The organism is Caulobacter hibisci, assembly GCF_016135805.1.
GTDB classification, from domain to species: Bacteria; Pseudomonadota; Alphaproteobacteria; order Caulobacterales; family Caulobacteraceae; genus Caulobacter; species Caulobacter hibisci.
The window spans coordinates 1-12939 of record NZ_JADWOX010000021.1 but is presented as its reverse complement, the minus strand read 5'-3'; the positions used below and the strand labels follow the sequence as shown (position 1 = coordinate 12939).

Below are 12939 nucleotides of genomic sequence, written 5' to 3'. Positions count from 1 at the left end.
AGCGGGAAAGCTTACAGCTGGCCCAGCAGGTAGTCGGCCGACGAGACCTTGAATTCGCCGGCTTCCTCGACGTTCAGCGTCTCGACGACGCCGTCCTTGGCGACCAGCGAGTAGCGCTGCGAGCGCACGCCCATGCCGAACTTCGAACCATCGAAGTCCAGGCCCAGCGCCTTGGTGAAGTCGCCGTTGCCGTCGGCCAGCAGCAGCACCTCGTCGGAGATGCCCTGGTCGGCGCCCCAGGCCTTCATCACGAAGACGTCGTTGACCGAGACGCAGGCGATCGTGTCGACGCCCTTGGCCTTCAGTTCGGCGGCCTTTTCCTTGAAGCCCGGCAGGTGCTTGGCCGAGCAGGTCGGCGTGAAGGCGCCGGGGACGGCGAACAGGGCGACGGTCTTGCCCTTGAAGAGTTCGTCGGAGGTGACCGGCTTGGGGCCTTCGGCCGAGCTGGTCATGAACGTGGCCGCCGGAAGCGCGTCGCCAACCTTGATCGCCATGTCTCTTGAATCCTGTGCTTGAAAGGGCCGTCCGGAGATAAAGCGTCCGGATCGGTTCGCCAATAACGCGGTTTGACTTGAAACCGACGCGTTGTGTGCCGATCCTCAACAGATGGACGCTCCCGAGACCGATCTCCTCGACGGCGAAGGCCAATTCCTGACCGGCCGGCTCCTGGTGGCCATGCCCGGCATCGAGGATCCGCGCTTCGAGCGCGCCGTCGTCTATCTGTGCTCGCACGACGACGAGCAGGCCATGGGCCTGGCGGTCAACCGCCCGGTCGAGGGGCTGACCGTCTACGAATTGCTCGACAAGCTGGGCGTGGATCCGGAGGTGCGCGCCCCCAGCGACCTGGTCATGCTGGGCGGACCGGTCGAGCGCGAGCGCGGCTTCGTGCTGCACACCGACGACTACAGCTCGCCGGAATCGACGTCGCCGGTGGCCGACGGCCTGGCCCTGACGGTGACCCGCGACGCCCTCGACGCCCTGGGCAGCCGCATCCAGCGCCCCCGCCGGGCGATCCTGGCCCTGGGCTATTCGGGCTGGGGCCCCGGCCAGCTGGAGCAGGAACTGCGCGACAATGTCTGGCTGATCTGCGACGCCGACGAGGGCCTGCTGTTCGACGACGACCACGACAGCAAGTGGACGCGGGCCCTGGCCAAGATCGGCATCACCGCCGATCACCTGTCGGCCCAGGCCGGACGGGCCTGAGGCCGACGCCGGACTAGGCCCGGGTCAGCGGGATTTCGAAGCGGAAGGTCGAGCCGGCGCCCGGCGCGCTTTCGACGCCGATCGTCCCGCCCATCAGCTCGACCAGCTCACGGCAGATCGACAGGCCCAGGCCCGAGCCGCCGTGCGACCGCGTCGACGAGGCGTCGACCTGGGAGAAGGTCTCGAACAGCCTGGGCAGATGCTCGGCGGCCACGCCAACCCCGGTGTCGGCGACGGTGAAGGCCAGTCCTTGCGGGACGGCGGCGACCGTCATCCGAACGGAGCCGGCCTCGGTAAACTTGACGGCGTTGGCGACGAGATTGCCCAGCACCTGGCGCAGCCGCATGGCGTCGCCGGTCCAGGCCCCGCGGCATCCCTCGGCGACCGACCAGGTCAGGCCGATCCGCCGGCTGGCGGCGGCGCCGGAAAAGGCCGCGCAGCTGGCCTCGACCACGTCCTCGACGTCGAAGGCCTCCTGGCGCAGGCCGACGGCCCTGGCCTCGAGCCGGGCGATGTCGAGCACGCCGGTCAGCAGGGCCAGCAGGGCCTTGGCCGACTCCTCGACGATCCCCAGCCGCTCGCGCTGGACGGCCGGCAGCTCGCCGGCGGCCATGATCTGGGTCATGCCCAGCACGCCGTTCAGCGGGGTGCGGATCTCGTGGCTCATATTGGCCAGGAACTGGCTCTTGGCCAGATTGGCGGCCTCGGCCTGCTCCTTGGCCTCGACCAGGGCCCGACGCTTGACGGCCAGCGACGTCAGGACGTGCGACAGCCAGGCGAACAGCACCAGGCTGGCGACGACCAGCAGCACGAAGGCCAGGCCGATCCAGGGTCCCGCCCGCAACAGTAACGACATGCCCGGATTGCGGGCCGGCCAGGCCAGGGCGCCGATGGGACGGCCCTGGCGGTCGTGCAGGACGACAAAGGGCTGCACGGCGGCCTCGGGCGCGACCAGGGTCAGGCCCTCGACCCCGAGATCCTCGCGCATGCCTTCGATAAAGCCGGCGTCGATCCGGCGGGCCGTGATCACCACCACCGGCGGCCCCGGTCGCTGGACCAGCAGCTCCGGCCGCTCGGCGATGACGTCACTGGCCGCGACCAGGAAGACCTCGCCGCCAGAGCGCACGAGTCCCGAGGCTGTCGACACCCCTTCCAGGTCGACCCGGCCGGCCTTGCGGGCGGCCAGGGCGCTGGCGGTCACCGCGCCGATCAGCGGGCGGGCGTCGGCCTGTAGGCCCCCGACCCGCGCCGCCGAGGCCCGCGAACCGGCGACCGAGGCGTAGACGATCCGGTCCTCGCGGACGGCGAAGGTCAGGTCGTGGCTGAAGTAGCGATGGTAGTATTCGCCGTAGTTGATGTCGGCCCAGGCCTCGTCGAGCGGCTCGCCCATCGCCTTGTAGGCCTCGTCCCACACCGTGGCCGAGGTCAGTTCGCGGGTCATCCGGTCGAGGGTGCGGTGCACCGTTCGCTCGACCAGGGCCCGTTCATCCAGGGTCTCGATGTGGTCGAGCGACTGCGCCGCCGCCAGCATCATAGCCAGGCCGCCCAGGATCGACACGGCGACCAGCACCACGGCCGAGCCGACGATCCAGTGGATCGCCTGCAGCCTGCGGGTCTCGAGGGAGGGAGGGATGCGCACCACCCCTCTTCGCCTAGAGCTTCACGACTAGCGGTTCGTTAAGTGCGGCCGATGGCCGCAAGGCGTTGTTTTTCCTGGGCTGTAAGGACCTTGGTCAGGAGTCGCGGGCGACAGGATCGGCAAGATCCGGAGCTTTCGATGCGCACCTTCCTCGCCGGCCTGACCCTGGCCGCCCTGATGACCGCCCCCGCCCTGGCTCAGGAGAGCGCTCCGAGCGCCGCAGCGACGACGGCCGCGCCCCTGACCCTGAGCTACAAGATCGGCGTGGTGTCGGACTACCGGTTCCGCGGCGTGACCTTCTCCGACGAGCAGCCGGCCCTGCAGGGCGGCGTCACCGCCACGGCCGCCAACGGCCTCTACGGCTGGGTCTGGGGCTCGACCATCGACGACTATGCCGGCGCGACCACCGAGCTCGACGTCGCCGTCGGCTACGCCTTCACCGCCGGCGGCACGACCTTCGACCTGTCGGCCGCCCGCTACGGCTATCCGGGCGGCGAAGGCGTCGACTACTGGGAGCTGCCGGTCTCGGCCAGCCGCGCCGTCGGCGACTGGACCTATGGCCTGGGCTTCGCCTGGTCGCCCGAGCAGGACGCCCTGGGCGGGATGGACAACCGCTACGGCTATGTCCGCGCCGCCTGGACCTCGCCCAAGGCGCCCCTGACCATCGCCGCCCAGTTCGGCTACGAGGACGGCGCCTTCGCGCCCGACGGCAAGTGGGACTGGTCGCTGGGCGTCAATCGCAAGGTCAAGGCGCTGGACCTGGGCCTGGCCTATGTCGGCAGCGACCGCTCGCCGGACACGGTCGTGGCCTCGGTGACGGCGGGATTCTGAGCATCGCGGCCACTGGCGTAACGCCGGTTTCTTAAACGTTGCATTTCTCTTTATAGTGGTGACGATCGCCTTCTCATCCTGGAGGCGAAACATGATCCGAGTTTGCGAGCGTATCGCCCGGTGCGTGGCGATCGTGACCTGTGTCTTAAGCGTAGCGGGCGCGGCCGGCGCCCAGACGGCCACCAAGGCCCCGGGTCCGCGGATTCCGCTGGGCGGCCACGTCGAGTTCCAGGCCCAGGCCTTCGAGCTGGTCTCGACCCCGCGCGCGGCCATCCCCTTCGTACCGTTCAAGGAGACCGAGGTGCTGGCCATGGCGCCGCGCGACGGCAAGCGGCAAACGCCGCTGGGCTGGCAGGTGCGCCTGAAGAGCGGCGACTGGCTGCCGGCCAAGTCCTACGCGGCCGAACTCAGCGGCCACGAGAAGTGGCTGAACAGCTACGGCTACACCCTGCGCGAGGTCGCCCCGACGCGCGGCCCCGGCGGCCGCCCGCCGCCGCTGCTCAAGACCAATAATCTGGGCCTCAAGTTTCGCCTCAAGCCGCCAGGCTGGGACACCAAGCCCGGCGCCCCGAGCGGCCCCGGCGGCAAGGGTCCCGGGGGCGTCTCGCTCGGCGGCGGCATTCTGAACGGCGGCCTCGCCCGCGACATTCCCCTGGCCCTGCAGATCCCGGACTTCTTCAGCCCCCACGACCCGGGGATCGGACTTCGCCGCGGCGGCGTGCTGGAGCCGGCGACCGGCGCCAACCGCCAGAAGATCATCGAACTGTCCGACGGGGTGCTGATCACCGCCCAACCCCGCTCGTCGGATCGCCGTTTCACCGCCGCCGGCCTGTCGGACCTGGGTCCGGCCCTGCGGCTGGCGCGCGGCGACAGCCTGGCCAGCTTCACGCCCGAACCGCTGCAGGCGATGCAGTGCAAGACCCCCTGCACCCTGACCTTCGGCGACGGCGGCACCGCCTGGCTGACCAAGATCGGCCAGGACATCGTCGCCGACGTCGTCGTCAAGGAGATCGCCACCTGCAAGGTGTCGACGGCCACCACCAAGCAGCAGTGCGACAAGGACGCAGGCCCCGGCGGCTGGATCGTCCACAAGGTGATCCGCGCGCGGGAGTTCTACGGCTATCTGTTCCAGAACCCCGCCCAGCTGAGCCAATTTCTCGCCAGCTTCGGCAAGCCCTGCGACATGCGCAGCCTGCTCAGCTTCTCGACCTTCGACACGCTGTACGACTTCACCGACCAGAGCAGCGGCGGCACGGTCACCCAGACCCAGGGCGCGCCGCCCAAGACCTTCTGGGAAGGCACGCTGAACTTCAGCGTCGCCGGCGCCTCGGACTGCCTGGGCCGCACGGCGCTGAACGGCTGGTTCGGCGCCTCGCTCTGCCTGAACTACGCCTCGCTCAACAAATATACGCCGAGCGCCGGCTTCGACATCTCCAACTCGGCCGGGGCCCGGGCCAAGACGGTCATCTTCGGCCTGACCGACGTGCTGATCGACGGCTCGCACGAACTGCGCTGGGTGCAGCCCATGGGCGGCGGCGGCGCGGCCGAGCCCAAGCCGGCGACCAAGGTGGTCGATCCCAACATCAACACCACCCTCAACCCGCAGACCAACAGCGAGCACTATGACGGCCCGTCGGCCACCTTCCTGCTCGGCCCGGTGCCGCTGACGATCACGTCCTATCTCGACGCCAGCATGACCGTGGGCAAGTCGAGCTCGGTGTTCACCGCCGCGCCCCTGGCCTTCAAGCAAGGCGACAAGGGCGACATCAAAGCCGGCGTCGGCATCGGCGGCGACATCAATATCGGCCTGGAGGCGTCGGCCGACGCCTTCGTCGCCAAGGTTGGGATCGACGGCAAGCTGACCCTGTTCGAGGCCGACCTGATCGGCTCCATGGGCTCGACCATCCAGCCGCCGATCAACGACGTGACGGTGACCCAGGCCTATACGTTCAGCGGCGCGGCGATGAAGGGCACGATCTCGGCCTTCCTCGAGATCGACCTGCTGGTGACCAGCAAGCGCTGGTCGGTCGAGATCATCAGCTTCGACGGCATTCCGATCGATCCCAAGCCGGTGACCAAGACCTTCCACGGCAAGGCCGTGATCCCGGCTTCCGCGACGCCGGCCACGCCCACCTGCAACTGAGCCCATAGGCAATAGCCACAAAAGAAAACGGGCGGCCCCTTTCGGAGCCGCCCGCTACTTTTTCAGGTCGCCCTGAAGTCCGTCATCAGGTGTTGACGGCTTCTTCCGGGGTCACTTCGGCCTTCTTCGACAGGTCTTCACCCGTCGTCTGATCGACGACCTTCATCGACAGCTTGGTCTTGCCGCGATCGTCGAAGCCCAGGAGCTTCACCTTCACGATCTGGCCTTCCTTCAGCACGTCCGACGGCTTGGCGACGCGTTCGTTGCTGATCTGGCTGACGTGGACGAGGCCGTCCTTGGCGCCGAAGAAGTTCACGAAGGCGCCGAAATCGACGACCTTGACGACCTTGCCGTCATAGATCGCGCCGACTTCTGCTTCTTGCGTGATCGACTTGATCCAGTCGATGGCGGCCTTGATCTTGGCGCCGTCCGAGGCCGAGACCTTCACGGTGCCTTCGTCGTTGATGTCGACCTTGGCGCCGGTGGTGGCGACGATCTCGCGGATCACCTTGCCGCCGGTGCCGATCACTTCGCGGATCTTGTCGGTCGGGATGGTGATGGTCTCGATCTTCGGAGCGAAGTCGCCGACTTCCTCGCGCGGCGCGTCCATGGCCTTGTTCATTTCGCCAAGGATGTGCTCGCGGCCGCCCTTAGCTTGCGCCAGGGCCTGCTCCATGATCGCGGGCGTGATGCCGGCAATCTTGATGTCCATCTGCAGCGAGGTCAGGCCCTCGCTGGTGCCGGCCACCTTGAAGTCCATGTCGCCCAGGTGATCTTCGTCGCCGAGGATGTCGGACAGAACGGCGAAGCCGTCCTTTTCGAGGATCAGGCCCATGGCGATGCCCGAGACCGGACGGATCAGCGGAACGCCCGCGTCCATCATGGCCAGCGACGAACCGCAGACCGTGGCCATCGAGGACGAGCCGTTCGACTCGGTGATCTCGGAGACCAGGCGGATGGTGTAGGGGAAGTCTTCCTTGGCCGGCAGCATCGGACGCAGGGCGCGCCAGGCCAGCTTGCCGTGGCCGATTTCGCGGCGGCCCGGGCTGCCCATACGGCCGGTTTCACCGACGCTGTAGGGAGGGAAGTTGTAGTGCAGCAGGAAGGATTCCTTGTAGGTGCCTTCCAGGGCGTCGATGAACTGCTCGTCGTCGCCGGTGCCCAGGGTGGCGACCACGATCGCCTGGGTCTCGCCGCGGGTGAACAGGGCCGAGCCGTGGGTGCGCGGCAGGATGCCGACTTCACCCAGGATCGGACGGACCTTGTCGACGGTGCGGCCGTCGATGCGGATGCCGGTGTCGAGGATCGAGCGACGGACGATGTCCGCTTCCAGTTCCTTGAACACCGAGACCAGCTTCAGCGGGTCGATGCCGGCCGGGTTGGTGTCGCTCTTGGCGAAGGTCTCGATGGCCTTGGTCTTGGCGGCGCCGAGGGCGGCGACGCGGTCGGCCTTGCCTTGGATCTTGTAGGCGTCGGCCAGGTCCTGACCGACGGCCTTCTTCACTTCGGCCTTCAGGGCGTCGGTGTCTTCCGGTTGGAAGTCGAACGGCTCCTTGGCGGCGTGTTCGGCCAGCTCGATGATCGCGTCGATCACCGTCTGCATTTCCTTGTGGGCGAAGTTGACGCCGCCCAGGACGATCTCTTCCGAGAGTTCCTGGATTTCGCTTTCGACCATCATGACGGCTTCGGTCGTACCGGCGACGACCAGGTCCATCTTGCTTTCCTTCAGCTCGTCGAGCGTCGGGTTCAGCACGTAGCCGCCGTCAACATAACCGACGCGCGCGGCGCCGATCGGGCCTTGGAACGGGGCGCCCGAGAGCACCAGGGCGGCCGAGGCGGCCACCATGCCCAGGATGTCGGGATCGTTCTCGAGGTCGTGCTGCAGCACGGTGACGACGACCTGGACTTCGTTCTTGAAGCCCTTGACGAACAGCGGACGGATCGGACGGTCGATCAGGCGGGAAACCAGGGTTTCCTTTTCCGACGGACGGCCTTCGCGCTTGAAGAAGCCGCCGGGGATCTTGCCGGCCGCGAAGGTCTTTTCCTGGTAGTTGACCGTCAGCGGGAAGAAATCTTGGCCGGGCTTCGCCTTCTTGGCGAACACGGCGGTGGCCAGGACGACGGTTTCGCCCATGGTGGCCAGAACGGCGCCGTCGGCTTGACGGGCGATGCGACCGGTTTCGAGGACCAGCGTCTTGCCGCCCCACTCGATCGTCTTGCGCTTGATATCGAACATTTTTCTTCTTTCGGTTCCCGCGGGCGGATTCCCGTCGGGGGTGGACAGGGGCGGACGGCCAATGGAGCCGGCCCGATGATCCTCATCCTAATGTGACAGGCGGGGGTTTGAGGACGTGAACCCTCACACGTACGGGGCGCCGGTCCTTTAGGACCTGGAACCCTTGGATCGGCCGCTTCGGCCTGTCTCGAAGCGAGGACCCTAAAAAGCGTTCCGCCGCCCTACCGGAGTAAGGCGGCGGAAATGCGCCTTAGCGGCGCAGACCCAGCTTCTCGATGAGAGCCGCGTAACGGCCTTCGTCGGACTTCTTCAGGTGGTCGAGGAGACGGCGACGCTGGGAAACCAGCTTCAGCAGGCCACGACGGCTGTGGTTGTCCTTCTTGTGGGTCTTGAAGTGCTCGGTCAGGTTCGAGATGCGCTCCGAGAGGATCGCGACCTGGACTTCGGCGCTGCCGGTGTCACCCTCGGTACGAGCGTGTTCGGCGATGAGAGCGGTCTTGCGCTCGGCAGTGATCGACATCGGGTTGTCTCCGCTCAGGTGAGTTGGAAGACCCGCACCGGATTGAGCTTTCCGGCGCGCATCTCGCACAAGGCCACCAGGCGCTCTCCGGACATGGCGGAAACGGTACGATCGCCGGGCGTGAGCTCGGCTTTCAGCGTTTCCACCTGCCTGGGTAGCAGAACGATGGCGCGTCCTTGCGCAAGCCGGAAGGCGTCTTCATCGGTCACGGCCAACGCCGGGATGTCGTCCAGCGCGGTCTCGACCGGAAGCAATGCCTCCGACAGGCGCGCCTCATAGCTCAAATTCTCGAGACTTTCCAGGCTTATCGCCGTTTCCTCGGTGAACTGGCCAACCCGCGTGCGGCGAAGCTGGCTGACATGTCCACAGGCCCCCAGGGCGGTCGCCAGGTCGCGGACCACGGCGCGCACATAGGTGCCCTTGCCGCATTCCATCTCCAGCTCGACGTGGTCGATGTCGGGAACCGACAGCAGGCGCAGGGCGTGGATCGTCACCTTGCGGGTGGCCAGCTCGAACTCCACCCCGTCGCGCGCCAGGTCATAGGCCCGCTCGCCGTCGACCTTGATGGCCGAATAGTTCGGCGGGATCTGGTCGACCTCGCCGATGAAGGCGCCCAGGGCGGCCTCGACCGCCGCGGGATCGGGCCGCACGTCGGACTCGCCTGTGGTCTCGCCCTCGCGGTCCAGCGTCGTGGTCGAGCGGCCCCAGGCGATCGTGAAGCGATAGGCCTTGTCGGCGTCCATCAGGAACGGGACCGTCTTGGTCGCCTCGCCCAGGGCCAGAGGCAAGATCCCCGTCGCCAGCGGATCCAGCGTGCCGGCGTGGCCGGCCTTCTGAGCGTTGAACGCCCGGCGCACGCGGGAAACAGCGCTGGTCGAGGTCAGGTCGTAGGGCTTGTCCAGGCACACCCAGCCCGAGACGGCGTCGCCCTTCTTGCGGCGCGCCATGGACTAGTCCTCGTCTTCGTCGAGGACGTCGCTCAGGCGGGTGTCCTGCATGACCTTCGGATCGAGGAACAGCTTGTCCATATAGGCGGCCGTGCTGAAGCTCTCGTCGTGAAGGAACTTCAGGTCGGGCGTGAACTTCATGTCGATCGACCGGCCCAGGCGTCCGCGCAGGAACTTGGCCACCCGGTTCAGGCCCTTGATGATCTCATCGACGTTCGGGCCCGGGCCCCGGTCGACCAGGCCCGCCCCGAGCGGCTCGACGAAGCAGATGGCGTGCCTGAGGTCCGGGCTCATCCGCACTTCGGAAACGGTGACGGAGACGCCCGTCAGGGCCTCGTCCTGCAGCTCCTCCTCGCGAAGGATGTCGACCAAGGCGTGGCGGATCAGCTCGCCGGCGCGAAGCTGGCGTTGCGACGGACCCACGGGTCCGCTCTTGGGTTTGTCGGAATGGCGCTTCATGGCGCGGATAGCCTTTGCAGCCCGGCCGGCGGATCGAACGCCGGTAGCGCGGGGGAAATCGAAGGCGCGGTGTCTAGGCGCGTAAGGCCGAAAAGTCCAGTCCAGCGCGCCCCTCCCCCTTCGGGGAGAGGGTCTGCATCACGCCCCCGTCCGCTCCTTGAAGAAAGCCACCACCCGCCGCAGCGTCTTCATGCCCTCGCCGTCCGGCCGGCTGCGGTCGAGCTGCAGCGTCAGCACCGAGTGCGGCGGGAACGGGCCGTGCTGGCCGGCGTCGGCGGTTTCGAGCTCGATCGCCTCCAGACGATCGCCGAATTCCTCGCGCAGCCGCGCCATGCGGGCGTCGGGGACCAGGCCGTCGGCCTTGAAGCGCAGGGCCATGATCGACAGGTCCTCGGCCTCGAACCGCGCCCTGGCGCAGGCGATCTCCTTGGGCGAGGCGTCCAGGCCGCGCCCGTTCCTGAGCGGCAGCGAGGGCTGAGACAGCACCGGGGCCACGACGCTCGGCTCGGTCATCATCGCCAGGGCGAAACCGCCGGTGAAGCACATACCCACCGCGCCCACGCCCTTGCCGCCGCATTCGCCGTGGGCGTGGCGAGCCAGGGCGCGCAGCCAGTCGACGATCGGGCTGGAGCGGCCGTCCTGCCAGGCGTTGAACTCGCGGCGCATGCAGAAGGCGACCTTCAGCGCCTGTCCGGTCTTGTAGAGCGCGTCGGCCGGCCGTCCTGGGTCACCGAACAGGCTGGGGCAGAAGGCCGTCATGCCGCCGGCGGCCACGTCGCGGGCGAACTCCAGCACGCCCGGATGCAGGCCCGGCACCTCGTGGATGACGATGACCGCCGGCCCCTGGCCGATGCGCCAGACCGGACGCGTACGGCCGCCATCCTCGAACTCGAACCGGGAAAAGCCTTCGAACGCCGCCTCGTAGCTCGCCTGCTTCGACATCGCCCCCTCCTCCCCGCGGCTCGGCCGCGTCAGCCCGACTTGGGCCCGATCAGGAACTGCTCGACCTTGCCGTCCGGCGTCAGCCGCATCGAGATCGTCAGCGTGCGCTTTCCGAACGCCGCATCGAAGCCATACCAGGTCATACCGCCGCGCACTTGGACACCCTGGCCCTCGAGCATCCGCAACGGCCCCAGCGGCGCCAGGCTCTTGCCGAAATCGGCCAGGCGCGCGGGCGTGAACCAGTCGCGACCGTTGGCGGTGAGCCGGGTCGGATCGATGCGCCCGGCCTGCAGCTGGCCGAGCAGCGCGCGCGCCGTCGCCGTCGCGCCGGTCGAGGGCCGCAGCAGGAAGGCGATGCGCTGCGAGATCGCCGCCTGCGGATCGCCGAAGTCGGCATTGGCGATCACGGTCACGGCCCGCTTCTCGCTGGGCCAGACCGTGTTGCTGGTCAGCACGCCCGACAGCATGCCCCCGTGGCTGATCGTGGTGATGTCGTCACGCACCTTGATCGACACCCCCAGGCCATAGCCGGCCGGCACGCCGCTCGACAGGTCGACCGAGGTAGTCATCGCCTCCCAGGAGGCGGGCTTCAGCAGCTCGCGGCGGATCATCGCCCGGTTCCAGCGCGCCAGGTCCGACGGCGACATGGCCAGTTCGGCCGCCCCGAACAGCCAGCCGGGCGCCTCCTTGTCGGCCGGAACCACGGGCCCGAGGCCATAGCGGGTGTAGTTTCCGGCGTCCGGCGGCGACAGCGGCCCGGTGTCGTCCTCGGTGACGCCGGTCATGCCGAGCGGGTCGAAGATCCGGCGCCTGAGGAAGGCGACCAGCGGCTCGCCCGAGACTTTCTCGACGACCAGGCCGGCGATAACGAAGCCGGTATTGGCGTAGCGCCACTGCTCCCCGGGCGGATAGTCCAACGGGATCCGCGCCCAGCCGTCGAGAATCTTCTGCGGCGTGGTCGGTTGGCGCATGGCCGCGAACACCAGGTCCTGCGGCCAGTAATCGCGATAGCCGCTTGTGTGCGACAGCACCTGGCGCAGGGTGATCCTGTCACCCTCGGTCAGGCCGGGGATGTATTTCCCGACCGGATCGTCCAGCGAGACCTTGCCGTCCTCGACCAGCAGCAGCACGGCCGCGGCGGTGAACTGCTTGCTGACCGACGCGACGCCGTATCGGGTGGTGGTCGTGGCCCGGACGGGCGGAGACAGCCGCGCCTGGCCATAGGCCTTGGCATAGGCGAGCTCGCCGCCCTCGACGATGGCGACGGAAGCCGAGGGCGCGCCTGTGGCGGCCAGCACCTCGCCGGCGATGGCGTCGATCTCGCGGGCCTTGTCGGCCGAAAGCGGCGCGGCGACGCCTGCCGAGACGAGGGCCAAAGCCACGGAGAGGGCCAAGCCGCCCGCCAGAACCGTCCGTCGCCGCATCGAAAGTCCCTCTCGCACACTCGTCGGCAGACTTGGCGGCGAGCTGGGCGCGAAGGCAAGCGTCGTTAGAGCGTCACGCCCGCGTGGGCCGGCATCTGGATCAGGTTGAAGAAGGTCAGCACCGTCTCGCCGTGCTGGTTGCACACCGCCGTGAAGGTGCGGATCGTCCCACGGTCGGACCTGGAGCGCGAGCGCGTGGCCTCGACGATCTCGCGGCGGACGGTCAGGGCGTCGCCGGGCCGCACGGGCTTCAACCAGCACAGCTCGTCGATGCGGACCCCCAGCATCGGCGTCGCCCCGAACGGGGCGGTGTCGACATATTCGCGCATCACCCGCGAAGCCACGTGCCAGCCGCTGGCGATGATGCCGCCGAACCGGCCGCCGGCGGCGAGCTCCAGGTCGACATGCATCGGCTGTGGGTCATAGAGCCTGGCGAAATCGAGAATTTCGGCCTCGGTGAGCGTGAACGGCTGTCCGGTCCAGGTCTCGCCGACGGTCAAATCGTCCAGATAGCGGTCGGCCATCGCGCGACTCCGAGCCTGAATGACGCCTGAAACGACAAATGGCCCCCGGAGTACGGGGGCCATTTGCAGAA

The 12939-nt window shown here is 68.0% G+C and carries 12 protein-coding genes; 3 read left to right on the top strand and 9 right to left on the bottom strand.

All coding sequences use genetic code 11. The features are described from left to right. Positions 1–11: 11 nt before the first annotated feature. Complete coding sequence (locus I4Q42_RS21910; protein ID WP_198578225.1) at positions 12–494, bottom strand: peroxiredoxin; 483 nt, start codon at positions 492–494, stop codon at positions 12–14. Positions 495–606: 112 nt separating this feature from the next. On the opposite strand from I4Q42_RS21910, the gene I4Q42_RS21905 reads away from it, so the two are divergent. After that, entirely contained in the window at positions 607–1203 is a 597-nt protein-coding gene (locus I4Q42_RS21905; protein WP_198578224.1) for a YqgE/AlgH family protein, read from the top strand. Between the two features lie 13 nt (positions 1204–1216). Here I4Q42_RS21905 and I4Q42_RS21900 read toward each other — a convergent pair whose 3' ends face one another. Then, positions 1217–2842: a sensor histidine kinase gene (locus I4Q42_RS21900; protein WP_332873132.1), complete on the bottom strand. Its 1626-nt coding sequence runs from the start codon at positions 2840–2842 to the stop codon at positions 1217–1219. 138 nt (positions 2843–2980) lie between these two features. Between I4Q42_RS21900 and I4Q42_RS21895 the strand changes: the two genes are divergently transcribed. Together I4Q42_RS21895 and I4Q42_RS21890 are read left to right on the top strand one after the other, a co-directional pair. Beyond that, positions 2981–3673 (top strand): TorF family putative porin, encoded by a 693-nt coding sequence (locus tag I4Q42_RS21895; RefSeq protein WP_198578223.1) that lies wholly within the window; start codon positions 2981–2983, stop codon positions 3671–3673. Between the two features lie 91 nt (positions 3674–3764). Continuing rightward, positions 3765–5816, top strand: a complete 2052-nt coding sequence (locus tag I4Q42_RS21890; RefSeq protein ID WP_198578222.1) for a hypothetical protein — start codon at positions 3765–3767, stop codon at positions 5814–5816. 85 nt (positions 5817–5901) lie between these two features. Here the strand turns inward: I4Q42_RS21890 and pnp are convergent, their stop codons facing one another. The 7 genes from pnp to I4Q42_RS21855 all read right to left on the bottom strand — a co-directional run bounded on the left by pnp (position 5902) and on the right by I4Q42_RS21855 (position 12868). Continuing rightward, a complete protein-coding gene (gene pnp, locus I4Q42_RS21885) occupies positions 5902–8052 on the bottom strand; it encodes a polyribonucleotide nucleotidyltransferase (protein WP_198578221.1) in 2151 nt (716 codons plus the stop codon). A gap of 250 nt (positions 8053–8302) precedes the next feature. Then, complete coding sequence (gene rpsO, locus I4Q42_RS21880) at positions 8303–8572, bottom strand: 30S ribosomal protein S15 (protein WP_198578220.1); 270 nt, start codon at positions 8570–8572, stop codon at positions 8303–8305. A 14-nt stretch (positions 8573–8586) separates the two neighbouring features. Further along, positions 8587–9519 (bottom strand): tRNA pseudouridine(55) synthase TruB, encoded by a 933-nt coding sequence (truB, locus tag I4Q42_RS21875; protein ID WP_198578219.1) that lies wholly within the window; start codon positions 9517–9519, stop codon positions 8587–8589. 3 nt (positions 9520–9522) lie between these two features. Next, positions 9523–9978 (bottom strand): 30S ribosome-binding factor RbfA, encoded by a 456-nt coding sequence (gene rbfA, locus I4Q42_RS21870; protein WP_198578218.1) that lies wholly within the window; start codon positions 9976–9978, stop codon positions 9523–9525. A 138-nt stretch (positions 9979–10116) separates the two neighbouring features. After that, positions 10117–10920, bottom strand: coding sequence for a dienelactone hydrolase family protein (locus I4Q42_RS21865; protein ID WP_198578217.1), 804 nt, complete (start codon positions 10918–10920; stop codon positions 10117–10119). A gap of 29 nt (positions 10921–10949) precedes the next feature. Beyond that, a complete protein-coding gene (locus tag I4Q42_RS21860; protein ID WP_198578216.1) occupies positions 10950–12344 on the bottom strand; it encodes a serine hydrolase domain-containing protein in 1395 nt (464 codons plus the stop codon). Positions 12345–12409: 65 nt separating this feature from the next. Beyond that, positions 12410–12868, bottom strand: coding sequence for a MaoC family dehydratase (locus I4Q42_RS21855; RefSeq protein ID WP_198578215.1), 459 nt, complete (start codon positions 12866–12868; stop codon positions 12410–12412). Between the last annotated feature and the right edge of the window lie 71 nt (positions 12869–12939).

Bases quoted from the DNA above. Each gene is read 5' to 3' on its own strand.
- I4Q42_RS21890 (WP_198578222.1), top strand. From the start codon at position 3,765: ATGATCCGAGTTTGCGAGCGTATCGCCCGGTGCGTGGCGATCGTGACC.
- rbfA (WP_198578218.1), bottom strand. From the start codon at position 9,978: ATGAAGCGCCATTCCGACAAACCCAAGAGCGGACCCGTGGGTCCGTCG.
- I4Q42_RS21910 (WP_198578225.1), bottom strand. From the start codon at position 494: ATGGCGATCAAGGTTGGCGACGCGCTTCCGGCGGCCACGTTCATGACC.
- rpsO (WP_198578220.1), bottom strand. From the start codon at position 8,572: ATGTCGATCACTGCCGAGCGCAAGACCGCTCTCATCGCCGAACACGCT.
- I4Q42_RS21905 (WP_198578224.1), top strand. From the start codon at position 607: ATGGACGCTCCCGAGACCGATCTCCTCGACGGCGAAGGCCAATTCCTG.
- I4Q42_RS21865 (WP_198578217.1), bottom strand. From the start codon at position 10,920: ATGTCGAAGCAGGCGAGCTACGAGGCGGCGTTCGAAGGCTTTTCCCGG.
- truB (WP_198578219.1), bottom strand. From the start codon at position 9,519: ATGGCGCGCCGCAAGAAGGGCGACGCCGTCTCGGGCTGGGTGTGCCTG.
- I4Q42_RS21895 (WP_198578223.1), top strand. From the start codon at position 2,981: ATGCGCACCTTCCTCGCCGGCCTGACCCTGGCCGCCCTGATGACCGCC.
- pnp (WP_198578221.1), bottom strand. From the start codon at position 8,052: ATGTTCGATATCAAGCGCAAGACGATCGAGTGGGGCGGCAAGACGCTG.
- I4Q42_RS21860 (WP_198578216.1), bottom strand. From the start codon at position 12,344: ATGCGGCGACGGACGGTTCTGGCGGGCGGCTTGGCCCTCTCCGTGGCT.
- I4Q42_RS21855 (WP_198578215.1), bottom strand. From the start codon at position 12,868: ATGGCCGACCGCTATCTGGACGATTTGACCGTCGGCGAGACCTGGACC.